Origin of the sequence: Halorubrum sp. Atlit-8R (assembly GCF_003666025.1) — an archaeon.
GTDB lineage: Archaea > Halobacteriota > Halobacteria > Halobacteriales > Haloferacaceae > Halorubrum > Halorubrum salinarum.
Genome location: NZ_QPLV01000001.1, coordinates 418,562 through 440,157 on the forward strand (window position 1 = coordinate 418,562; position 21,596 = coordinate 440,157).

At 72.9% G+C, this 21,596-nt stretch carries 19 protein-coding genes; 6 read left to right on the forward strand and 13 right to left on the reverse strand.

What is annotated here, in order from left to right; translation table 11 throughout:
* The first annotated feature begins 104 nt into the window (after positions 1 to 104).
* The 4 genes from DVK05_RS01975 (at position 105) to DVK05_RS01990 (ending at position 4,952) form a co-directional block, all read left to right on the forward strand.
* Complete coding sequence (locus tag DVK05_RS01975; RefSeq protein ID WP_121561757.1) at positions 105 to 530, forward strand: plastocyanin/azurin family copper-binding protein; 426 nt, start codon at positions 105 to 107, stop codon at positions 528 to 530.
* A gap of 103 nt (positions 531 to 633) precedes the next feature.
* Positions 634 to 1,467, forward strand: coding sequence for a sulfite exporter TauE/SafE family protein (locus tag DVK05_RS01980; protein ID WP_121561758.1), 834 nt, complete (start codon positions 634 to 636; stop codon positions 1,465 to 1,467).
* Between the two features lies 1 nt (position 1,468).
* Positions 1,469 to 4,024 carry a cation-translocating P-type ATPase gene (locus tag DVK05_RS01985; RefSeq protein ID WP_121561759.1) on the forward strand — a complete coding sequence of 852 codons (2,556 nt, stop codon included), beginning with the start codon at positions 1,469 to 1,471 and terminating at the stop codon, positions 4,022 to 4,024.
* 142 nt (positions 4,025 to 4,166) lie between these two features.
* On the forward strand, positions 4,167 to 4,952 hold the full coding sequence (locus tag DVK05_RS01990) for an aldo/keto reductase (RefSeq protein WP_121562438.1): 786 nt from the start codon (positions 4,167 to 4,169) through the stop codon (positions 4,950 to 4,952).
* 28 nt (positions 4,953 to 4,980) lie between these two features.
* On the opposite strand, the gene DVK05_RS01995 is transcribed toward DVK05_RS01990, so the two are convergent.
* Positions 4,981 to 6,384 (reverse strand): PAS domain-containing sensor histidine kinase, encoded by a 1,404-nt coding sequence (locus tag DVK05_RS01995; RefSeq protein WP_121561760.1) that lies wholly within the window; start codon positions 6,382 to 6,384, stop codon positions 4,981 to 4,983.
* Between the two features lie 85 nt (positions 6,385 to 6,469).
* The gene (locus DVK05_RS02000; protein WP_121561761.1) at positions 6,470 to 8,275 is read right to left on the reverse strand and encodes a S9 family peptidase; all 1,806 of its coding nucleotides are present in this window, start codon (positions 8,273 to 8,275) and stop codon (positions 6,470 to 6,472) included.
* Between the two features lie 142 nt (positions 8,276 to 8,417).
* Between DVK05_RS02000 and DVK05_RS02005 the strand changes: the two genes are divergently transcribed.
* A complete protein-coding gene (locus DVK05_RS02005; protein ID WP_121561762.1) occupies positions 8,418 to 9,467 on the forward strand; it encodes a glycosyltransferase in 1,050 nt (349 codons plus the stop codon).
* Between the two features lie 39 nt (positions 9,468 to 9,506).
* Here the strand turns inward: DVK05_RS02005 and DVK05_RS02010 are convergent, their stop codons facing one another.
* The 7 genes from DVK05_RS02010 to DVK05_RS02040 all read right to left on the reverse strand — a co-directional run bounded on the left by DVK05_RS02010 (position 9,507) and on the right by DVK05_RS02040 (position 17,426).
* Positions 9,507 to 10,145 carry a halocyanin domain-containing protein gene (locus DVK05_RS02010; RefSeq protein WP_121561763.1) on the reverse strand — a complete coding sequence of 213 codons (639 nt, stop codon included), beginning with the start codon at positions 10,143 to 10,145 and terminating at the stop codon, positions 9,507 to 9,509.
* A 96-nt stretch (positions 10,146 to 10,241) separates the two neighbouring features.
* Entirely contained in the window at positions 10,242 to 11,333 is a 1,092-nt protein-coding gene (gene mfnA / locus DVK05_RS02015; protein ID WP_121561764.1) for a tyrosine decarboxylase MfnA, read from the reverse strand.
* Positions 11,334 to 11,410: 77 nt separating this feature from the next.
* Positions 11,411 to 13,756 carry a phosphoenolpyruvate synthase gene (gene ppsA, locus DVK05_RS02020; protein WP_121561765.1) on the reverse strand — a complete coding sequence of 782 codons (2,346 nt, stop codon included), beginning with the start codon at positions 13,754 to 13,756 and terminating at the stop codon, positions 11,411 to 11,413.
* Between the two features lie 621 nt (positions 13,757 to 14,377).
* Positions 14,378 to 15,007 carry a hypothetical protein gene (locus tag DVK05_RS02025; RefSeq protein WP_121561766.1) on the reverse strand — a complete coding sequence of 210 codons (630 nt, stop codon included), beginning with the start codon at positions 15,005 to 15,007 and terminating at the stop codon, positions 14,378 to 14,380.
* Positions 15,008 to 15,140: 133 nt separating this feature from the next.
* Entirely contained in the window at positions 15,141 to 15,926 is a 786-nt protein-coding gene (locus DVK05_RS02030; RefSeq protein ID WP_121561767.1) for a hypothetical protein, read from the reverse strand.
* 85 nt (positions 15,927 to 16,011) lie between these two features.
* Positions 16,012 to 16,662, reverse strand: coding sequence for a hypothetical protein (locus DVK05_RS02035; RefSeq protein ID WP_121561768.1), 651 nt, complete (start codon positions 16,660 to 16,662; stop codon positions 16,012 to 16,014).
* Complete coding sequence (locus tag DVK05_RS02040) at positions 16,659 to 17,426, reverse strand: AAA family ATPase (RefSeq protein WP_121561769.1); 768 nt, start codon at positions 17,424 to 17,426, stop codon at positions 16,659 to 16,661. The genes DVK05_RS02035 and DVK05_RS02040 overlap by 4 nt, the downstream gene beginning before the upstream one ends.
* 150 nt (positions 17,427 to 17,576) lie before the next feature.
* Here DVK05_RS02040 and DVK05_RS02045 point away from each other — a divergent pair, with 150 nt between their 5' ends.
* Positions 17,577 to 18,983, forward strand: a complete 1,407-nt coding sequence (locus tag DVK05_RS02045; RefSeq protein WP_121561770.1) for a rhodanese-like domain-containing protein — start codon at positions 17,577 to 17,579, stop codon at positions 18,981 to 18,983.
* 27 nt (positions 18,984 to 19,010) lie between these two features.
* Here the strand turns inward: DVK05_RS02045 and DVK05_RS02050 are convergent, their stop codons facing one another.
* The 4 genes from DVK05_RS02050 to DVK05_RS02065 all read right to left on the reverse strand — a co-directional run bounded on the left by DVK05_RS02050 (position 19,011) and on the right by DVK05_RS02065 (position 21,539).
* The gene (locus DVK05_RS02050; RefSeq protein WP_121561771.1) at positions 19,011 to 19,283 is read right to left on the reverse strand and encodes a hypothetical protein; all 273 of its coding nucleotides are present in this window, start codon (positions 19,281 to 19,283) and stop codon (positions 19,011 to 19,013) included.
* A gap of 86 nt (positions 19,284 to 19,369) precedes the next feature.
* Positions 19,370 to 20,245, reverse strand: a complete 876-nt coding sequence (locus DVK05_RS02055; RefSeq protein WP_121561772.1) for an endonuclease V — start codon at positions 20,243 to 20,245, stop codon at positions 19,370 to 19,372.
* Complete coding sequence (locus tag DVK05_RS02060; RefSeq protein ID WP_121561773.1) at positions 20,245 to 21,213, reverse strand: rhomboid family intramembrane serine protease; 969 nt, start codon at positions 21,211 to 21,213, stop codon at positions 20,245 to 20,247. The genes DVK05_RS02055 and DVK05_RS02060 overlap by 1 nt, the downstream gene beginning before the upstream one ends.
* A gap of 137 nt (positions 21,214 to 21,350) precedes the next feature.
* A complete protein-coding gene (locus DVK05_RS02065; protein WP_121561774.1) occupies positions 21,351 to 21,539 on the reverse strand; it encodes a multidrug transporter in 189 nt (62 codons plus the stop codon).
* Positions 21,540 to 21,596: the final 57 nt, after the last annotated feature.

The following is a 21,596-nucleotide window of genomic DNA, read 5'->3' on the forward strand; positions in this document are numbered from 1 at the left end:
CCGCCGCGAACGGCCCCGCGGGGACGGGCTGGCCGGGGACGGATCCGTTCCCACGCGGCGGGGTCGACCGCGGTATTGAAACCCCTCAGGCGCCCAGGTAAGGTATGTATCGCAGACGGTTCCTTCGCCGGACCGGCGCCGCCGGGAGCGCGGCGGCCGCCGTCGGGCTCGCCGGGTGCGCCGGCGTCGGCGGCGAGCCGGACTACGACGTCGGGATGCTCGCCGCCGCGTATCAGCCGCGGGAGGTCACGGTCTCGGTCGGCGACACCGTCGTCTGGGAGAACACGAGCGCGCGGGCCCACACCGTCACCGCGACCGAGGGCGGGATCCCGGACGGCGCCGAGTTCTTCGCCTCGGGCGGCTTCGACGACTACGACGCCGCGCTGTCGGCGTGGCAGTCCGACTTCGGCGGGCGGCTGGAGAGCGGCGACCGGTACGAGCACACGTTCACCGTCCCCGGCGCCTACGAGTACGTCTGTATCCCCCACCGCGAGGGCGGCATGTTCGGCACCGTCGTCGTGGAGGAGTGATCGGCGTGGCCCCTCTCGCCCCGCGCCGGCGGCCTCCCCGACGCGACGCCGAGCGACGAAACCCATTCACGCCCGCACGCCGAACGGGAGGTGACTGACTCGCATGGCCCTCTCGCCGCTCCTCGGGACCGACGTGCTGCTGTTCGCCGCCATCGGGCTGCTCGGCGGAGCCCACTGTATCGGCATGTGCGGCCCGCTCGTCACCGTCTACGCCAGCCGGATGGACGCCGACGGCGGCCGGACGGACGGCGGCGAGCCTGGCGCGGCCGGCGTCGCCGGCGCGGGGACCGGCCGCGAGGGCCACCTGACCACCTACGAGGTGCGCCAGCACGCGCTGTTCAACCTCGGGCGGGCCGCGAGCTACGCGGCGATCGGAACCCTCCTCGGCGCTCTCGGCGGCGCGGTCCTCGTCACCACGGCGACGCTGACCGGCGCCGCGACGGCGGTCCGCGGCGGGGTGGGGCTCCTCGTCGGCGCGGCCGTGATCGCCGTCGGCGTCCGGTACCTCCTCGGCGGCGCGACCGGCGGCGTCCACCTCCCCGGGCTCGAACGCGTCACGGGCTGGCTCACGGGGCACGTCGACCGGCTCGCGAACGGGCCGGGGATCGTCGCGCTCGGCGCGGTCCACGGGCTGCTCCCCTGTCCGATCCTCTACCCGGCGTACCTGTACGCCCTCGCGAGCGGCTCCGCGGCCGCGGGCGGGGTCGCGCTCGGCGCGCTCGGGCTCGGGACGATCCCCGCCGTCTTCGCGTACGGGACGCTGATCGAGAGCGTCGACCCCGTCCACCGCCGCCGGATCCACCGGCTGCTGGGCGTCGCGTTCGTCGCGCTCGGCTACGTGCTGTTCGCGCACGGGCTGATGTCGGTCGGGATCCGCGTGCCGCACCCGCGGCTCCCGTTCTGGAACCCGCTCGACGCCGGCATGGGGGGTATGTGAGATGAGCGCGACCGACGACGCCGCGGACGCGCGCGACGACCCCGCCGCCTGTACCCTCTGCGAGCTCCCGACCGAGGGGGTCGACGTGACCGACGACGCGGGGAACCGCTTCTGCTGTACCGGCTGCCGGGACGTGTACGGCGCCCTCGGCGACGCCGACGTGGACGCCGACGCGGTCCGAGAGCGGCGACGGGAGCGGGACGGTGCCGCGGGCGACGGCGACGAGACGGACGCCGACGGCGACCGCGACCTGCCCGACGGCCACGAGGCGGCGTTCCTCGAGGTCGACGGGATGCACTGCGCCACCTGCGAGGCGTTCATCGAGGCGGTGGCGACCGACGCCGACGGCGTCAGCGGCGCGAGCGCGAGCTACGTCACCGACACGGTCCGGATCGACCACGACCCGGAGGCCGTCACCATCGACGACCTCACCGAGACGGTGAGCGGCCTCGGGTACAGCGCGTACGCCCGCGACGACGCCTTCTCCAGGCGGCAGGCGAGCAACATGGCGACGGCGCGGCTCGCGGCGGGCGTCCTCGTCGGGATGGCGGTGATGCTGCAGTACATCGTCCTCATCTACCCGACGTACTTCGCGTTCCCGTTCTACGACGAGCGCACGCTGACGTACCTCAACGAGGCGATGGCCTCGACCTCGGGCACGTACTTCTTCATCGTCATCGGCGTCCTCACCACCATCGTCCTCTTTTTCACCGGGAAGCCGATCCTCCGGGGCGCGTACGTCAGCGCGAAGACGCGCTCGCCGAACATGGACCTCCTCGTCGCCATCGCCGCGGTGAGCGCGTACCTCTACAGCACGCTCGCGGTGATATTCGTCGAGTCGCCCTCGATATACTACGACGTGACCGTCGCGATCATCGTCATCGTCACGGTCGGGAACCACTACGAGGACTCGGTGAAAGACCGGGCGACGGAACTGCTCTCCGAGGTCACCGCGGTCCAGGTCGACGACGCGCGGCGGCTGACCGGCGACGGCGAGGCGGAGTCCGTCGCCGTCGACGCGCTCGAACCGGGCGACCGGGTCCTCGTGCGCGCCGGCGAGCGCGTCCCCGTGGACGGCGAGGCGGTCGACGGCGACGCGGCGGTCGACGAGTCCGTCGTCACCGGCGAGTCGCTGGCGGTCCGGAAGGTCGCCGGCGACCCGGTCGTCGGCGGCTCCGTCGTCGCCGACGGCTCGCTCACGGTCGCGGTCGGGCCGGACGCGACCTCCAGCCTCGACCGGGTCGCGGAGCTCGTCTACGACCTCCAGAGCGGGAACCACGGCGTCCAGAAGCTCGCGGACCGGCTCGCGACCGTGTTCGTCCCGGCGGTCCTCGTCATCGCCGCCGTCGCGGCCGGGGCGTCGCTCGCGCTCGGCGGCGCCCCCACCGACGCGATGCTCGTCGGGCTGACGGTGCTGATCGTCTCGTGTCCCTGCGCGCTCGGGCTGGCGACCCCGCTCGCCGTCGCCGCCGGGATCCGCGACGCGCTCGAACGCAACATCGTCGTCTTCGACGACACCGTCTTCGAGCGGATCCGCGACGCGGACACGGTCGTCTTCGACAAGACCGGCACGCTGACGACCGGCGAGATGCGGCTGACCGAGCGCGAGGTCGACGACGACCTGCTCCGCCTCGCGGCCGCGCTCGAATCGCGGTCCGCGCACCCGGTCGGGCAGGCCATCGCGGCGGCGCGCTCCGCGGCGGACGCGGCCGGGGCCGGTCCCGGCGAGGCGGGCGACGAGGGCGCGACGCCGGCGGTCGCGGACGGCGGGGCCGCGGCGGCAGCGGGCGAGTCCGGAGAGGGAGGCGACGGCCCCGCGGTCGAGTCCTTCGAGAGCCACGCCCGCGGCGTGTCCGGCGTCGTCGACGGCGTCGAGGTCGTCGTCGGCCACCCGGACCTGTTCGACGAGCGGGGCTGGACCGTCCCCGACGGGATTCGCGCGGCGGTCGCCGACGCGCGCGATGTGGGCCGCGTCCCCGTCGCGATCGGTCGCGACGGCGCGGCCGAGGGGTTCGTCGTCGTCGGCGACGAGCTGCGCGAGGGCTGGGAGGAGACGGTGACGGCGCTCGACGAGTCGGGCGTCGAGGTGATCGTCCTCACCGGCGACGACGAGCGCGCCGCGACGGTCTTCACCGAGCACGACGCCGTGTCGTCGGTGTTCGCCGGCGTGCCGCCGGAGGGGAAGGCGGAGGCAGTCGGGCGGCTGAAGGAGCGCGGCGTCACCGTGATGGTCGGCGACGGGACGAACGACGCGCCGGCGCTGGCCGCGGCCGACCTCGGGGTCGCGCTCGGCGGCGGCACCGCGATGGCGGCCGACGCCGCCGACGTGGCGATCGTCGACGACGAGCTCGGCTCCGTGGCGACCGTCTTCGAGCTCGCGCGGGCGGCGGGCCGGCGCGTGAAGGGGAACATCGGCTGGGCGTTCTGCTACAACGCGGTCGCCATCCCGCTGGCGGCGACCGGCCTGCTGAACCCCCTCTTCGCCGCCGTCGCGATGGGGGCGTCGAGCCTGCTCGTGGTGACGAACTCCTCGCGGGCGCTGCTGTCGGACGACTGATCCGCCGACACGACCCGCGGCGGCGCCTCGCGCCGCGACCCGGCCGCGCCCGCCCCTACCGCAAGCGACTTTCGGCTCACGCGAGTAGAGGCGGGCGATGACAGACCAACAGCAGCAGCCCGCGGTCCCGACCCGGAACGACATGCCCGTCCTCGGGCTCGGCACGTGGGAGAACGACGAGCCCGCCCAGTGTACCGAGTCGGTCGCGAACGCGCTCGACGCCGGCTACCGCCACGTCGACACCGCCCAGATCTACGGCAACGAGGCGGCCGTCGGCGAGGGGATCGCGGAGAGCGACGTCGACCGCGAGGACGTCTTCCTCGCGTCGAAGGTGTGGATCGACAACCTCGCGCCCGAGGACGTGGCGGCGTCGACCCGCGAGAGCCTCGACAAGCTCGGCGTCGACTCGGTCGACCTCATGTACGTCCACTGGCCGGCCGGGGAGTACGAGCCCGAGGAGACGCTGCCGGCGTTCGCCGAGCTGCGCGACGACGGCCTGGTCGACCGCATCGGCGTCTCCAACTTCGAGCCGGAACACCTCGACGCCGCGGCGGACGCGCTCGGCGAGGCGCCGTTCGCGAACCAGGTCGAGATGCACCCGCTGCTCCGCCAGGAGGAGCTCCGCGAGTACGCCGACGCCAACGGCGTCGAGCTGGTCGCCTACTCGCCGCTCGCGCGCGGCGAGGTCCTCGACGACCCGGCGATCGTCGACATCGCGGAGAAGCACGGCGTCAGCGCGGCGCAGGTGAGCCTCGCGTGGCTCCGCGAGTCCGGCGTCACGGCCATCCCGAAGGCGACCGGGATCGACCACATCCGCGACAACCTCGCCAGCGTCGACCTCAACCTCGACGACGAGGACGTCGCGGCGATCGACGACCTCGGCCGCACCGACCGCCAGCTCAACCCCGACTTCGGGCCGGACTGGTAACCGCGGGGCCGCGGCCGCGTGGACCGCCTCACTCCGCCGCGCGCGGCAGCGACACCGTGATCCGGTTGCCGCGCTCGTCGCCCGCCGTGCCGACCTCGACCGACACGCTCCCGTTCGACAGCTCCACGCTCCAGTAGACCAGCCAGAACCCGAGCCCGCTGCTGTGGTACACGTGGCTCATGTCGTGGTCGCCGGTGAGCACGTCGGCCTCGACCGCCGGGATGGGCGCCAGGTCGTCCTCGACGACGAGCTCGGCGCCCCCCTCGGTGCGGCGCAGGCGCACCGTCACCGTCGGACTCCCGTCGTCGCTGTGCTGGAACGGGTTCTCCAGGAGCTCGATCACCGCCGAGCGGAGCTCGCAGCGCCCGTCGACGACGACCGCGTCGAGCCCGTCGACCGCGATAGATCCCTCCGGGTACCGCTCGCCGACGGTCTCGACGGCCTCCTCGACCACGCTCCGGAGGTCGATCGCGTCGGTCTCCCGCTGGTCGGTGATGAGCTCGATCACCTCCCGCTCCTTCTGTGCGGTGTCGAGGAGGCTCTCGCCGACCCGCCGGATCACCGCGGTGTGCTCCGCCGACCCGGGGACCTCGTCTTCGAGGTCCTCGGCCGTCCCGAGGACGATGTTGAGGTCGTTCCGGAGGTTGTGGCGCAGGAGGTTGTCCATCACGACGAGCTGGCGCTCGCGGCGCCGGCGGTCCGTGACGTCCTTCGTGAACCCCGTGATCCGGACGACCTCGCCGTCCTCGACGATCGGCTCGCCCTGGACCCAGACCCACCGCTTGTAGTTCTCCGCGGCGTTCACGCGGTACTCCATGTCGACCGACTCGCCCGCGGAGAGCCGTTCCATCGCCTCCTTCACGGCGGAACGGTCCTCGGGGTGGATCGCGTCGAGGAACGTCGCGGGGTCGCCGCGGAGCTCGTCGAGCGAGGCCCCGTACATCTCCTCGTACGCCGGGTTCGCGAAGAGCAGCTCCGACCAGTCGGCGTCGAACATCCAGAGCACGTCGCTGGAGACCGCCGCGATCTCCCGGAGGTGCGCGGTCGCCTCCTCGCGCTCGCGCTCGGCCCGAACGCGGTCGGTGACGTCGCGCGAGCTGACGACGAACCCGTCGAGCTCCCCGTCGGTGAGGTTCGACATGCGGCTCTCCAGCCACACCCACGAGCCGTCCTCGGCGCGATGTCGGTACTCCGCCGTGACCTCCGTGAACTCGGCCGCCTCGACCGCCTCCTCGAAGGTTCGGCGGACCCGCTCCCGCTCGTCGGGGTGGATGTACCCGAAGGCGTTCGTTCCGACGAGCTCGTCCGGCTCGAACCCGAGGATCTCCTCCGCGGCCGCGTTGACGTACGTGTACTCGCCGTCGACGCTCAACAGGGCGACCTTGTCCTGCGCCTGGTCGAGCAGTAGCCCGTACGGCTCGGAGGCACTCATTCCCCCTATCCTCGTCGGCGAGCCCGTATAACCGTCACGGCCGTTCGACGGCGGTGACGACGCGCGGGGCGACCGCGCGGCCTGCTCAGACGTGTTCGGCGAGGAAGTCGACGATCTCGCGGTACGCCTCGATCCGGTTGTCGAGCTTCGCGAAGCCGTGCCCCTCGTCCTCGAAGATCAGCTTCCGGACCGGCACGCCCTGCTCGCGGGCCTCCTCGACGATCTGTTCGGCCTCGCCGACGGGCACCCGCGGGTCGTTCTCGCCGTGGAGGACGAACAGGGGGGCCTCGATCCGCTCGATGTTGTTGATCGGCGAGACGGACTCGAGGAACTCGCGGTCCTCCTCCAGCGAGCCGTACTCGGCCTCGCGCAGCGAGCGCCGCCAGTCCCCGGTGTTCTCCAGGAACGTGACGAAGTTCGCGATCCCGACGATGTCGACGCCCGCGGCCCACAGCTCCGGGTACTCCGTCAGCGACGCCAGCACCATGAACCCGCCGTAGGAGCCGCCCATCGCGACGACGCGGTCCGGGTCGACCTCGGGGTGGTCGTGGAGCCAGCCGACCCCCTCCCGGATGTCCTTCACCGAGTCCATCCGGTTCTCCACGTCGTCGAGCCCGGAGTACGCCTTCCCGTAGCCCGACGAGCCGCGGACGTTCGGCTCGAAGACGGCGTACCCGTTGTTCAGCAGGTACTGGGTGACGGAGGCGAAGGAGGGCCGGCGCTGCGACTCCGGGCCGCCGTGGATGTCGACGACGACCGGGTAGCCCGACTCCGGCGGCTCCGTCTCGGGCACGGAGAAGAACGCGGGGATCTCCCGCCCGTCGAAGGTGGGGTAGTGGACCAGCTCGCGCTCGACGAACGTGTCCGCGGGGATGCCGGCGGTCGAGGCGCGCGTCCACCGCTCCGTATCGCCGGTGGTCGCCTCGACGACGAAGACGTTCGCGTTGTGCGTGCTGCCCGTCGACGTGACGGCGAACCGGTCGCCGTCGGGCCCGAAGCTCACGCCGCCCGCGACGCCCCGCGGCAGGTCCGGTGTCGGGAACTCGTCGATCCGGTCGGGCGCGACGAGCTCGCCGGCGGTGAGCTCGGTGTAGCCGTCGACGTTCCGGGAGTAGACGAGCCGGCGGGTGTCCTCGTCTATCGCGACGCCGTCGACGTTCCACTCGCCGCCGTCCGCGACGACGGCGAACTCGTCGGTCTCTAGGTCGAGCCGCTCCAAGCGGAGCGTGTCGGTCTCGCGGTCGGTGACGAGGTACACGCCCTCGCCGTCGGGCCCCCATTCCGGGCTGCTGTACCGCACGTCGCCCTCGTGGGGCGTGTGGTGGGTCAGGTCGCCGGTCGACAGGTCGAGGGTGTACACGTCGTGGTCGAACGACGAGTGCGCCTCGTGGACGATCAGCCGGTCGTCGCTCGGCGACCAGCCGGCGACGGAGAGCCAGCCGTCGCCCTCGTACACCAGTTCGGCGTCGTCGCCCGTCTCGTCGCGCCCCTGGACGTACACGTCGAAGACGGCCTCGTCGCGGCGGTTCGACGCGAACGCGAACCGGTCACCGGCCGAGTCCCAGCCGCCCCACCGGTGTTTCGCCTCCGGCATGTCGGTGAGGTTCTCGATCGCGCCGGACTCGTAGTCGAGCCGGTACAGCTGCGCGCGCTCGTTGCCGCCCTCGTCCATGCCGAAGACGGCCTCGGAGCGCTCCGGCGAGGAGTCGACGAAGGAGACGGACTCCTCGAAGAAGGTGTGCTGTTCGGGCCACGACTCCGGCTCGCGGAGCGACCACACCTGCCCCGTTCCGGTCGTGTTGAGGAGGAAGGACAGCCGTCCGTCGGGACCTAAGTCTGCGCCGCCCGCGTTCCGCACGTTGAGGTAGCGGTCGATGTCGTACTGTCGCATGCGGACCCGTTCCGCGCGCGGCGTGAAACCGCTTCGGGTGACGGAACCCCGGCGAGGGGGAGGCCGGTCCGGTCGCCGTCAGCGCGCCGTCTCCCGACCGGATGCCGTGTCTTTTTACCGGCGCCCCCCGTGCGGTCGGCGTATGCGCGTCGCGTTCGCCTCGCTCTTCGCCCCCGGACACGGGGAGACCCCGGCGCGAACGCGGACCCTGCGGACCGCCCGCGGCCTCGCCGCCCGCGGCCACGAGGTCGTCTGGCTCTGCGCCCGGTGGTGGGGCGGCGACGTCGACGCCTTCGACGAGGACGGGATCGAGTACCGGTCGGTCACCGCCGAGCCCGCGCCCGGGGCCTTCGCCGCGCGGCTGCCGGCCGCGGTCCGCCGCGTCGACCCCGACGTGGTCCACGCGGTCAACAGCCCGCCGACGCCGGCGCTCGCCGCCACGGTGGCCGGGTCGCTCTCGCGGGTCCCGGTCGTCGTCGACTGGTGGCGCGACCACCCCGCCGACGCCCGCCGCTGGTACCGGCCGCTCGCCCGGCGCGCCGACGCGGTGACGACCCCTTCGCGGACGACCAAGACGCGCGTCCGCGAGCACGGCGCCGACGGCGACGACGTGCGGGTGCTCCCGGAGAGCATCGACTTCGACGCCGTCGAGGCCGCGGGCGTCGACGACCGGTTCGACGCGGTGTACTCGCGGCGGCTCGACCGTCACGCCAACGTCGAGACGTTCCTCCTCGGGCTCGCCGAGCTGCGCGGCCGCGACTGGACCGCGGCGGTGATCGGCGACGGGCCCGAGCGCGGCCGGATCGAGGCGACCGCGAGCGACCTCCGGATCGACGACCGGGTCGCGTTCCTCGGCGACCTCCCGACCGAGGAGCGGGTCCCGATCTTCAAGGGGACGCACGTCGCCGTCGCGACCGCGACGTGGGAGACGTTCGCGACCGACCTGCTGTGGGCGGTCGCCTGCGGCTGCGTCGCCTTAGTCGAGTACCAGGCCGACTCCAGCGCCCACGAACTCGTCGAGGGGCGCGAGCGCGGGCGGCTCGTGACGAGCCCGGCCGAGTTGGCCGACGAGTTCGTCGCGGTCGGGGACCTCGACCGCCGCGCGGTCGACCGCGAGTTCGCCTCGTTCGACCACGACGCGGTGATCGACCGCTACGTGGCGCTGTACGAGGACGTCGTCGACGGGGAGTGAGCCGCGCGAGGGCGGCAGAAAGGGGTCGGTCGCCGGCCGCTACCCCTGCTCGCGGCCGGTGATCGTGCCGCCGTACTTCATGAAGACGAACGCCAGCCCCAGCGTGCTCACCATCGCGATGAACGTCGCGATGCCGAGCGCGCGGGCGGCGTCCGGGACGAACACCGCGTTCGAGCTGCCGCCGCCGCCGGTCTCGACGGTGGCGACGTCCTCGCCGACGGCGATGCCGCCGTGCATGCCGACCGCGGTGTGGGGGACGCAGTGGTAGTGGGTGATGCCGGCGTCCTCGCTCGACGTCTCGTACTCGTAGGTGTAGCCTTCCTCGCCGACGGGGCTCCCGCTGTCGAGGCTGGCCGGACCGCCGCCGTCCACTGTCTGGACGTTGTGGTCGCCGCCCGCGCCCGTCCACTCCCAGGTGATCGTCGTCCCCTCGTCGACCCAGACGAGGGTCGGGTCGAACGCGAGGCCCTGGTCGCCGGCGCCGACCGAGATGGTCACCGAGTCCTGGCCGCGGGCGTCGGTGTACGACCCGACGTTCCCTTCCGCCCCGCTCGGCCAGTCGGGTGCCACTTCCTGTGCCGCCGCCGTCCCCGCCGTCGCCGTCGCCGCGCCGGCGGCGGCCGCCGCACCGCCGGCCGTCCGCATGAACGCGCGCCGAGAGACGTCGTCCGAACTCATACGAGGCGGTTCGTGGCGGCCCGTAGTGAATATGTTGATCCGAACGCGGCGCGAGCGATCGCCCCGGACCGGTCGCTCGCCCGGTCGATCGGCCGGTTACCGGCGAATCCGGTCGAGGTCGTCGAGGAACGCCCGCAGCGTCGACCGCGTCACGTGCGGCATACACACCACGCGGAGCTCGCCCGCCCCGGTCCGCGACACCTTCCAGCCGGCGTCGCGGAGCGCGGCGAACGTCGGCTCGGGCACGTCGGCCGCGACGAGCGGCAGCTCGGGCTCGACCACGTCGTACCCGCGGTCGGCGAGCCCCTCTGCGAGCCAGTCGGCGTTGTCGGCCGCGCGCTCGGCCGCCTCGCGGTAGCCGTCGGGCCACAGCGCGTCCATCGCCGCGACGGCGCCGGCGACGCCCGCGCCGCTCCGCGTCCCCGTCAGCGTCGCCTGCGACCGCGTCTCCAGGTAGGGCGTGTCGACCGCGAGCGCGTCGAGCGCGGCGTCCTCGCGGGCCAGCAACCCCCCCGCCGGGACCGGCGCTTGGCCGAACTTGTGGGGGTCGATCGTCAGCGTGTCGACCGGCGCGTCGGCGAACGACCAGTCGCGGTCGGTGAACGGGAGGACGAACCCGCCCCACGCCGCGTCGACGTGAAGCCGCGCTCCCGCCTCGTCGGCGATCGCCGCCAGCTCCGGGATCGGATCGACGCGGCCGTACTCCGTGCTGCCGGCGACGCCGACGACGAGCGCGGTGGCGTCGTCGACCGCGGCCGCGACGGCGTCGGGATCGGCCCGGTGGTCGTCGTCGAGGGGGACCGTCCGCAGCTCCACGTCGAGCAGCGCCGCGGCCTTCGAAAACGAGAAGTGCGCGCTCTCGGGGGCGACGACGTTGACCTCGCCCGCGCCGCCGCCCGTCGCTTCGCGGTGCCTGTTCCGCGCGGACCGCACCGCCTGGATGTTCGCCTCGGTGCCGCCGGAGGTGACGTACCCCGCGGCGTCGGCCGGCGTCGGGTGGTCCGCGAGCGTCGCGAGCCCCGCGACCGCGCGGGCCTCCAGGTCAGCGACCGACTCGTAGGTGGCGGGGTCACCGGGGTTCGTCGCGAGGAACCGCTCGGCGGCCGCGCGGGCGTCCGGGTGCGGCTCGGTGCACATCGAGGAGAGCACCCGGTCGAACGACTGCGGCTCCGGTTCCGGCTGTCGCATCTGCCCTCCCGTTGCCGGGGACGGCTCTTACCCGTTCCGCTCTCGGCTCCGGCGAGGGGTCTCGGCCCCGCACGGCCTCAGCGGACCGAATCGAGGAGCAGGCGCTGCTCGGTCCGCTTCACCTCGTGTTGGACGTCCCGGACCGCGTCGATGTTCGCCGAGATGGAGGAGACCCCCTTCTCGACGAGGAACTCGACCATCTCGGGCTTCGACCCGGCCTGCCCACAGATGCTGGTGTCGACGCCGAGCTCGCGGCACGTCTCGATGGTATCGCCGATGAGCCGCAACACGGCCGGGTGGAGCTCGTCGAACCGGTCGGCGACGTGCTCGTTGTTGCGGTCGACCGCGAGCGTGTACTGCGTGAGGTCGTTGGTGCCGAAGGAGGCGAAGTCGATGCCGGCGTTCGCCAGCTCCTCGATCTGGAGCGCGCTGGCGGGCGTCTCGATCATCACGCCCCAGCGGTGCGTCTCGGGGTCGATCCCGGCCCCGCGCATGTGGGCCGTGATCCCCTCGATGTCCGCGGCGTCGTTGACGAGGGGGAACATCACCTCCAGGTTGTCGTACCCCATGTCGTAGAGGCGCGCGAACGCGGCCAGCTCCTGGCGGAACGGCTCCGGCTTGTCGAGGCTCCGCCGGATCCCCCGCCAGCCGAGCATCGGGTTGTGTTCGACGGGCTCGCCGTCGCCGCCCTCCAGCTCGCGGAACTCGTCGGTCGGCGCGTCGATGGTGCGCACGCGGACCGGGCGGGGGTAGAACTCGTCGGCGACGCGCCGGACGCCCTCGATGAGCTCGTCCTGGTACGCGCGGGCGTCGTGGTCGGCGATGTACCGCTCGGGCGTCTTCCCGAGCGAGAGCACCATGTGCTCGATCCGGAGCAGGCCGACGCCGTCGGCGCCCGTCGCCGCGGCGCGCTCGGCCGCCTCCGGGATCGAGACGTTCACCTTCACCTCCGTCGCCGTCATCGGCTTGACGGGGGTCTCGGGGCGCGCGGCCTCCACCGGCTCGAACTCCTCGCCGGACTCGGCCGACTCGGACTCGCCGGCCCGGATCGTCCCCTTGTCGCCGTCGAGGGTGACCTGCCGGCCGTCCTCGAGGACCCGCGTCCCGTTGCCGGTGCCGACGACCGCGGGGACGCCGAGTTCGCGCGAGATGATCGCCGCGTGGCTCGTCATCCCGCCCTCGTCGGTGACGATGCCGGCGGCGCGTTTCATCGCGGGCACCATGTCCGGCATCGTCATCTCGGTCACCATCACGTCGCCCTCCTGGACCTGGTCGAGGTGGTCGAGCTTGTGGACGATCCGGACGGCGCCGGAGACGACGCCCGGGCTCGCGCCGAGCCCGTCGACGAGCACGTCCGCGTCGTCGTCGCCGTTCGAGGCGGCCCCGCGGTCGGGGCCGTCGTCCGTCACTCTCCCGTCGCCGTCCGCGGTTGCCGCGCCGGCCTCGTCCGCGCCCGCCTCGCCGCCGGCGTCCTCGCGGATCGTCGTGATCGGGCGCGACTGGAGCATGTATATCTCGCCGTCGTAGATCGCCCACTCGACGTCCTGGGGGGCGCCGTAGTGGGACTCGACGCGCTCGCCGAGCTCGACGAGGTCACCGATCTCCGCGTCCGAGAGGACCCGCTCGTGTCGGCGCTCCTCCTCGACGTCGAGCTGGACCGTCTCGCCGGTCTCCGCGTCCTTCACCATCTCGACCTTCTTGTCCGCGACGGTGACCTTGTCGACCGCGCCGCGCTCGCGGTCGTAGACGTAGTTGTCGGGCGAGACGGTGCCGGAGACGACCGCCTCGCCGAGCCCCCACGCCGCCTCGATGGTGACCTGCGGCTCGCCCGTCGAGGGATGGCTGGTGAACATCACGCCGGACTTCTCGGCGTCGACCATCCGCTGGACGACGACCGCGATGTCGACCTCGGAGTGCGGGAAGCCGCGCTGCTGTCGGTAGTAGATCGCGCGCTGCGTGAAAAGCGAGGCCCAGCACTCCTTCACGCGCCGGAGCAGGTCCTCCTCGCGGACGTTGAGGAACGTCTCCTGCTGCCCGGCGAACGAGGAGTCGGGCAGGTCCTCGGCGGTGGCCGAGGAGCGCACGGCGACGAACGCCTCCTCGCCGTCCTCGCCCATCGCCCGGTACCGGTCGAGGATCTCCTCGCGCACCGGCTCGGGGAACGGCGTGCCGAGGATCAGCTCCTCCGCCCGCTCCTCCGCCTCGCGGAGCGCCGCGGAGTCCTCGGGGTCGACGTCGACCGCCTCGAACAGCTCGTCGTCGATCCCGGCCTCCTCGATGAAGGTGCGGTACGTCCCCGCGGTGACGGCGAACCCCGGCGGCACCGGGAGCCCCGCACCGATGAGTTCCCCGAGCGACGCGGCCTTCCCGCCGACGGTCCCGACGTCGTCGGCATCGACGTCCTCCAGCAAGAGTACTGCCATTCGTGTGTCCGGAGGATCCGCGAGCCGACGTATGAAGCTTCCGGCAGCCGTAACGATGAATAAAAGATTACTCGCCGCCGAGTTATCTCCGTGCGTCGGAGTCGACACACCGAATCGCTGAACAGCAACCCCGGTTCGGAATTCCTACGCCGCTGACTGCGGTGACCCCGGGCACACCCTCTCGGATTCGGGCATGGATCCCTCGCTGGTCAACCGTCACCTCTGTTCGTTCTATCCCAGTCCACACCCGTTGAGTGACCACGTGAACGGACCAGTGCGACGCGGGGATCCGACGGCACAATAATGTCTGTCAGGGTCGAGAGTAGAACCGGGGCCGCGACGAGACCGCCGCGGCCGCGAGCGAAAACGAGGGCCGAAGGTCGGGGACAGCGAACCGACACGCGGTTCGTACCACTCCGTAATGGTCGAACTGGTCTATACTTACCTTCCGTTTTGCGATCGGATACTGTAACTTGTTACAGGAGCTGTAACATATTTTCCCGCCAGCGTCCGGTGTGACTCAGTCGGTCGCCGATCCCGATCAGTCGCCGCCGATTCCGTTCAGTCGCTGTCCACTCCGTTCAGTCGCTGTCCACTCCGTTCAGTCGCTGTCCACTCCGTTCAGTCGCCGCCGAGCCGCCGCCGCTCGTCGCGGAGGAGCCGCTCCCAGAGCCCGAACAGCGCGCTGTCGAGGCCGTACGCCTCGTCGACGCGGCGGACCCAGCGGTCGTCGCCGAACAGGTGTCGCTGGAACCGCCGGACCTCCGGGGAGAGCCGGTCGCGCTCGCCGCCGTAGTAGGACAGCGACTCCTCGCGGGCCCGCGCGACGAGGTCGTCCGGCACCTCGATCCCGTCCGCGGCGGCGACGTGGTCGAACCACTCCAGGTGGAGCAGCGAGTCGGCGAGGAGGAACCGCTCGCGGAAGCCGTCGACCCGCGACAGCGCCGGCGCGCCGTCGATCCGCACGTCGGTCGGCCGCGAGAACCGCGGCGCGGTCGCGGTCACGGACGCGCGCTCGGCGACCGCGCCGGCGACCCGCCGCAGCCGCCAGTCGGCGTACCGGACCGGCGCGATCAGGGCGAGCTCGTACCACGTCGGCAGCCACTCGCAGTACGGCTCCGAGAACGCGCCGTCGGCGAGCAGCGTCGTCGCGACCGAGCGCGCCTCGTCGGGGGTCAGCTCGTCGGGGGCCGTTCGGAGCCGACGGACCGCCCGGTCGCCGTCGAGCGCGTCGACGCCGGGGAAGCCCATGCCCTCGGCGACGGCGGTCGTGTACGCGCGGCCGGCGGCGTACCAGGCGGCGAAGTCGGCGGGCGCCGTCAGCCGCAGGAGTCGGAGGACCGTGATACCGATCGGATGGGCTCCGCCGAGATAACTCGGTCGGTCAGCCGTCGACGCGGGCCAGCGCGTCGCCGAGCGAGACGCCGTGGTCGGAGCGGACGGCGACGGCGTACACCACGCCCGCGGCGACGGCGGCGAAGGCGACGGCGAACGCGACCCCGGCGAACGAGAGCGGGCCGAACACCGGGAGCCCGGCGGCCCATGCGCCGAGGACGGCGCCTGTCGCGAGCGCGAGCGCGCCGAGGGCGGTCCGCCTGACGTTCGCCGTGTCCGGTTCGATCTCGATCACGAGCTCGTCCGGGAGGTCCGAGGTCAGCCGCACGGTCCCGTCGCGGTCGTCGAACTCGACGAGCCCGGCGTCGGCCATCTTCGGGCAGTGGAACTGTCGGAGCGACGTGTACACGCTCTTCCGCTGATCGTAGTCGACGTCCGCGGGGTCGACGCTGTTCTCCCACGCCGCGATCTGTCGGGAGGCGTCCGACAGCGCCGCGGCCGCCTCCTCCGCGCGGAGGTGTCGCCACAGGAGGCGCCGGCGGCGGTTTCCGAGTAGCTCCAGGAGCTCGTTCGCGCAGACGCGGTCGCCGTCCGCCGGCGCGTCGGGGTCGCTGTCGGGCTCGCCGCCGTCGCCCGCGGCGTTACCGTCCACGCCGCCGTCGTCCGCGCTGCCCGTTCGCTCTCCCGTCCGCTCTCCGGCGTCGGCCGCGCTCCCGCTCCCGGCGTCCGTCACGCCGGCCGACCCGGCGCGGTCCGTCGAGTCTCCCGCCTCGGGCGACCCCTCGACCCCTCCGGCCGCTCGTCTCCCCGCCTCTACTCGTCCACTGAATGACATGTTATATCTTCACATTACCTGTGTTCAAAAAATTACCGGCGAGACGGACGTTTTGAACGCGCGTCTGATTTCCGTATCACGCGCGTCAGGCGTCGGAACTCGGGTCGAGCGGCGGGGCGCGGTCCGCCGGATCGCCGGACTCGTCGAGCGCGTCGTCGAGGCCCCACTCGGCGGCGCGGTCGCGGGCCTCGGCCCGCGCCTGCTCGCGGATGGCGTCGATCCGCTCGTCGTCGGCGAGGAAGGCGGCGACGGCGTCGTCCTCGTCGGTGCCGTCGCGCAGGCGCTCGTCGGGCGCCGCCTCGCGGGTCCGCTCGGCGAGGGCGGCGTCGTCGGCCAGCTCGGTCGCGGCCGCGTCGGGCGCGACGCGCAGCGCGTCCTCCTCGTGGGCCGCCGCCAGCCCGCTCGCGTCGACGGCGTACAGCTCGACGCGGTAGGGGCCGGGGACCGCGAGCTCGGCGAGCGCGTCCGGGCCGCCGCTGTCGGTCACGGTGTTGTACGCCAGCACAGGCACGCCGTCCTCGAAGGTGATCACGCCGCGGGCCTCCCCCGACAGCAGCAGCGTCTCTTGGGGCACGAGCGTCGCGTAGCCGGTGAGCCCGCGGTCGAGCGCGCGCGAGAGCGTCGTCCCCACGTCGGAGACCACCCGTGAGCGCAGCAGCGTCCCCCGCGGGATGGTGAGCGCGGGCGGCTCCGAGCCGTCACCTTCTACACCGTCGCCGTCCCGGCGCCCGCTCATGGCGTGTCGGGGACGACCGCGCTGCGGAACCGGTCGGCGACCGCGTCGCCGTCGCCGTCGCGCACGTCGAGCCGGTCGGCCGCCCGGCGGTAGCGCGCCGCGGCCTCGCTCTCGGGGGCGTGCGCGAGGAGGGGCTCACCGGCCCGGTGCGCCGCCCGGACGGCGTCGCTCTCGGGGACGTTCGCGAGGACGGGGCCGCCGAAGTGGCGCTCCGCCTGTGCGGCCACGTCGTCGGCCTCGTCTCTGACCTTGTTGAACAGGACGCCGGCCGTCTCGGTGCCGTACGACCGCGCGTACTCCTGGACCTTCAGCCCGTCAGAGAGCGCGGGGATCGTCGGCTCGACGACGACCACGACGCGGTCCGCGAGCACGACCGGCAGGACGGCCGACTTCGAGCCCAGCGCGGCCGGCGAGTCGAGCAGGAGCACGTCGGTGTCGCGCGCGAGCGCCGCCACCACGTCGCGGAGCCGCTCCGGCTCCGCGGCCTCGAAGCCGGCCAGCGAGGTGCCGCAGGGGACGACTGAGAGCCCGAACCGCTCGTAGACCGCCTCGCTCACGTCCGTCGCGGTCCCCTCGACGAGCAGGTCGTGGAGGGTGACCGCCGCGTCGTCGAGCCCGGCGTGGAAGAGGAGGTTCGCCATCCCGGTGTCGGCGTCCACGACGGTCACGTCGTGGTCGGCCGCGAGCGCCATCCCGAGCGCGAGCGTGCTCGTCGTCTTCCCCGTGCCGCCCTTCCCGCTGGCGACCGCGAACGCCTCGACCATACGCCCGCTGGCCGGTCGCTCCGAATAAATCCTACCCATCGCGGTCGCGGTGGCGCGCCCCGCCGAGCGGCCGCCGCAGTCCGTCCGTCGACGGCCGTCTCCGCCTCCCGTCCACCGAGCGCTTTTGCTCGCTCGGCACGCCACCCCGGTATGGTCGAGACCATCTCCGCCGACGAGTTCCGCGACAGGATCGACGCGCGCCGGCGCGGCGACCGGTCGTTCACCGTGGTCGACACGCGACCCGAGGAGAGCTTCGAGGGGTGGCGCGTGGCGGACGCCGTCCACTACTTCTACAAGCCGTTCCACGAGTTCGACCTCGCCGACTTCGAGCGCGAGACCGGCCTCTCGCCCGGCGACAGCGTCGTCACGCTCTGCGCGAAGGGGAAGGCCTCGGACGACTTCGCCGCCGAACTCGCCGCGGCGGGGTACGAGGACGTGACCGTCGTCGCCGACGGGATGCGCGGGTGGTCCGCGGTGTACGACCGGACCGAGGTCCCGCTCCCCGACGGGCCCGACGACGCCCCGCCGCTCGACCTCGTCCAGGTCCAGCGCCGCGCGAAGGGGTGTCTGGGCTACCTCGCCGTCGGCGGACGCGAGCCGGGCGAGGCCGACCACGTCCCGGCGGGCGCACCCGCAGACGACGCGGACGGCGCCGACCGCGTCGCCGTCGCTGATTCCGACGGCGCCGACCGCGTCGCCGTCGCTGATTCCGACGGCTCCGACCGCGTCGCCGTCGCTGATTCCGACGGCTCCGACCGCGTCGCCGTCGCTATCGATGTCTCCAGACACGGCGACGAGTGGGTCGCGGCGGCCGCGGAGCGCGACGCGTCGATAGCGGCCGTCCTCGACACGCACGTCCACGCCGACCACCTCTCCGGCGGCCGCGCGCTCGCCGACGACCTCGGCGTCCCGTACTACCTCCCGGCCGCGGCCGCCGAGCGCGACGTGGCGCACGCCTTCGAACCGATCGGGCGCAACGAGACCCTCGACGTCGGCGGCGTCGACCTGAAGGCGCTCGCGACGCCCGGCCACACCGACGACGGCGCGAGCTACCTGATCGGCGGCGCCGCGGTCCTCACGGGCGACACGCTGTTCACCGAGGGCGTCGGCCGCACGGAGCTCCAGTTCTCGGCGGGCGGGGGCGACGAGTCGGCCGCCGCCGGAGACGGCGACGAGGGCGCCGCGGGCGCGGCTCGTCGGCTGTACGACTCGCTTCACGGGACGCTGCTCGCGCAGCCGGACGGCGTCGTCGTCTGCCCCGGTCACTTCGCCGTCGCGAACGATGGGACGACCGGCGGCGCCGAGCCCGGCGAGCCCGTGTTCACGACGGTCGGGGACGCGCGCCGCGGGATCGAAGTCCTCGACCTCGACCGGGCGGCGTTCGTCGACCGGATCACCCGGACGCTCCCGGAGAAGCCGCCGAACTACGAGTCGGTGATCGCGGCCAACCGCGGCGTCGAGTCGCCGCCGGACGAGACCGCGGCGATCGAACTCGAACTCGGCCCGAACCGCTGCGCGGCCGAGCCGGACGCCGGTTCCGCCGCGGACGACGACTGAGACCTCCCTCTCACCGCGGTTCGGCGCTCACTCGTCGTGGATGAAGACGAGCCGCTTCGACTCCGTGTTGACTAGACAGAGGTCGATGCCGTCCCGGGTCGCGCCGATCTGCTGCCAGCCGTGGTCGCTGACGAACAGCGTCTGGAAGACGCCGCGGTCGCAGTCGGGGTTCGGACAGCCGACCCCCGCCGCGTTCTTGTAGACGGTCGTTCCGCCGCCCGAACTCTGTCGCACCAACCCGTCGGTCAGCGACCGGAACTCCTCCGCGGACATCGGACTCTTCCCGTCGTCGTCTGTCATGTCTCCGCGTTCGCGGCCGACCGCCTAAAAACCGCCTACCGTGGCAACTGCTGACATGCCGCTCGGCGCGGGAGGCGGTCCGGCGCTCACTCCGCGTCCCGCTTCGCCCGCTCCGCGTGGGCGTCCGCGAGCCGCGTCGGCTCCGGGAGCTTGTACCCCGCGCACAGGGCCGCGACGAGGGCGACCGCGGTCTCCGCCGAGACGCGGTGCCCCGGGCTCACGTACAGCGGGTTCACGCGCCTGCTGTTCGGGTACTGGCGCGACTGGAGCGCGTGGCCGATGACGGTGCCCGGCTCAGCCGTCGTCACCGCCTCGTCCGCCCGGATCGGCGTGCGCCAGCCCTCGGGCCGCTCGTCGGTCGCCTCGTCGGGCTCGCCACAGAGGAGGCTCTTGGCGACGCCGACGCTGGGCACGTCGCGGAGGACGCCGACGTGCGTCGCGAGCCCCGCCTCCCGGTAGTGGATCCGGCCCGAGCCGTCACAGACCAGCAGGTCGGGGTCGGCGTCGAGCGCGTCGAGCGCGGCCAGTATCGGCTCTCCCTCCCGGAACGCGAGCAGCCCGGGGACGTACGGGATCGACAGCGGCGTCGTCGCGCTCGCGTACTCGACCACCGTCCCGCCCCGGAGCGCGACCGCGGCGGAGACGGCGGCGTCCGGGCGACCGTCCGCCCGGTCCGTGAGGAACGCCTGGTCGACGCCGACGACGGTGGGGGCGTCCTCGCCGCCTCCCTGGGGTTCGGCGTCCGCCGGCCCCGCGCCGGTCCCCAACCGCTCCTGTGCGCCGTCGTGCGCCGGGGGAAGTCCGTCCGCGAGCGAGGCGCCCTCGTCGACCGCGACGGCGGCCGGCTCGGGCGCGCCGTCGTCCGCGAAGACCGCGGCGGCCGCGATGTCGCGCTGGAGGGCCTCCATCTCCGCGCGCGACAGCGACGGGTCCGGGCGGAGGTCGGGCCGCGCGAGGTCCATCAGAACCGCCCGCCGGGGCCGCCCGGACCGCCGGGACCGCGCGGGCCGCGGGCGCCGCCCATCGAGACGCCGCCCATGCCGCCCGCGGAGCGCGCGAGCCCCTCGTTGCGCTTGCCGAACGCGAGGCCGATGGCGAAGCCGATCAGGTGCGCGAGGTGGGCGATCCCGCCGACGCCGCCGGTCCCGGTCTGGACCACGAGCGCCGCGGAGACGATCGCGATCCCCCACGTCAGGTACTTGATCTTCATCGGGACCACGAAGAACAGCAGCACCTGCATGTTCGGCCGCCAGACCGTGAGAACGCCGAGGATCGCGAAGCCGGCGCCGCTGGCGCCCAGCACGCCCGTCGGCGGGGCGTTCGTCGCGATCGCGAAGAGGACGTGGCCGAGGCCCGCGAGCATCCCCGACAGGAAGAAGAACGCGACGAACTTCTTCGAGCCCACCGCGCGCTCGACCAGCGGGCCGAAGAACAGGATCACGACGCTGTTGCCGATGATGTGGAACAGGCCGACCCGCGAGTGCGACAGCACAGAGGTGACCCACGTCCAGACGTTGCCCACCGCCTCCGAGCGCAGCACGAATATCTGACTGTGCGCCGCCTCCCCCAGCGTCAGCGTCACCGCCCACTGGAGGAGGAACGTCACCCACATCGCCAGCAGGAGGGCGTACGTCGCGTTGTTGCGGAAGTAGCTGATCAGCCCGCCGGTGCTGGTCTCGTGGTCGATCCGCCGTTTGACCTGATCGACGACCCCCGCGGACGCGCCGCCCGAGCGGGAGCCGCCCCCCGACCCGCCCTCGACGCTCTCGTCGAACCCGCTGTCGAAGACGCCGCCGGGGTCGTCCCACTCGGCGAGGCCCGGGCAGTCGTGGTTCTCCGGGAGCCGGTGCTCGGCGCAGAACGTCTGCCCGCACCGCTTACACTGGTACGGGAGGTTCTCGTACTCCCCGCACTCGTCGCACGTCGCCATTGCCCGCACTTACGGGGGCGGTCGTAAAGCGGTTTGGCTCCGCGCCGGCCCTGACGGACGCCCGACCGCGACGGACGGCCGACCGCGCGACGAGCCGGCGGCTGGCGGGCGGCTCGAACCGGTCGGCGGCGCGTCGCTCAGTCCAGTAGCCGCGCGGCGACGACCGCGACCGCGACCCCGGCGACGGCGACGCCGATGAGGGTCGAAACGAGCCGGCCGGACCCCCACTCCCAGCCGAGGAAGCGGGTGCCGACGACCGCGACGAGGGCGATCAGGAGGCCGAACGCGGAGACCAGCGACGACTGATTCGATCGGCGGAGGGCCATCTCACCCCTCACGTTCGACGGCGCCGGTGAAAAATATTCGTCCCGTCCGACCGTTCA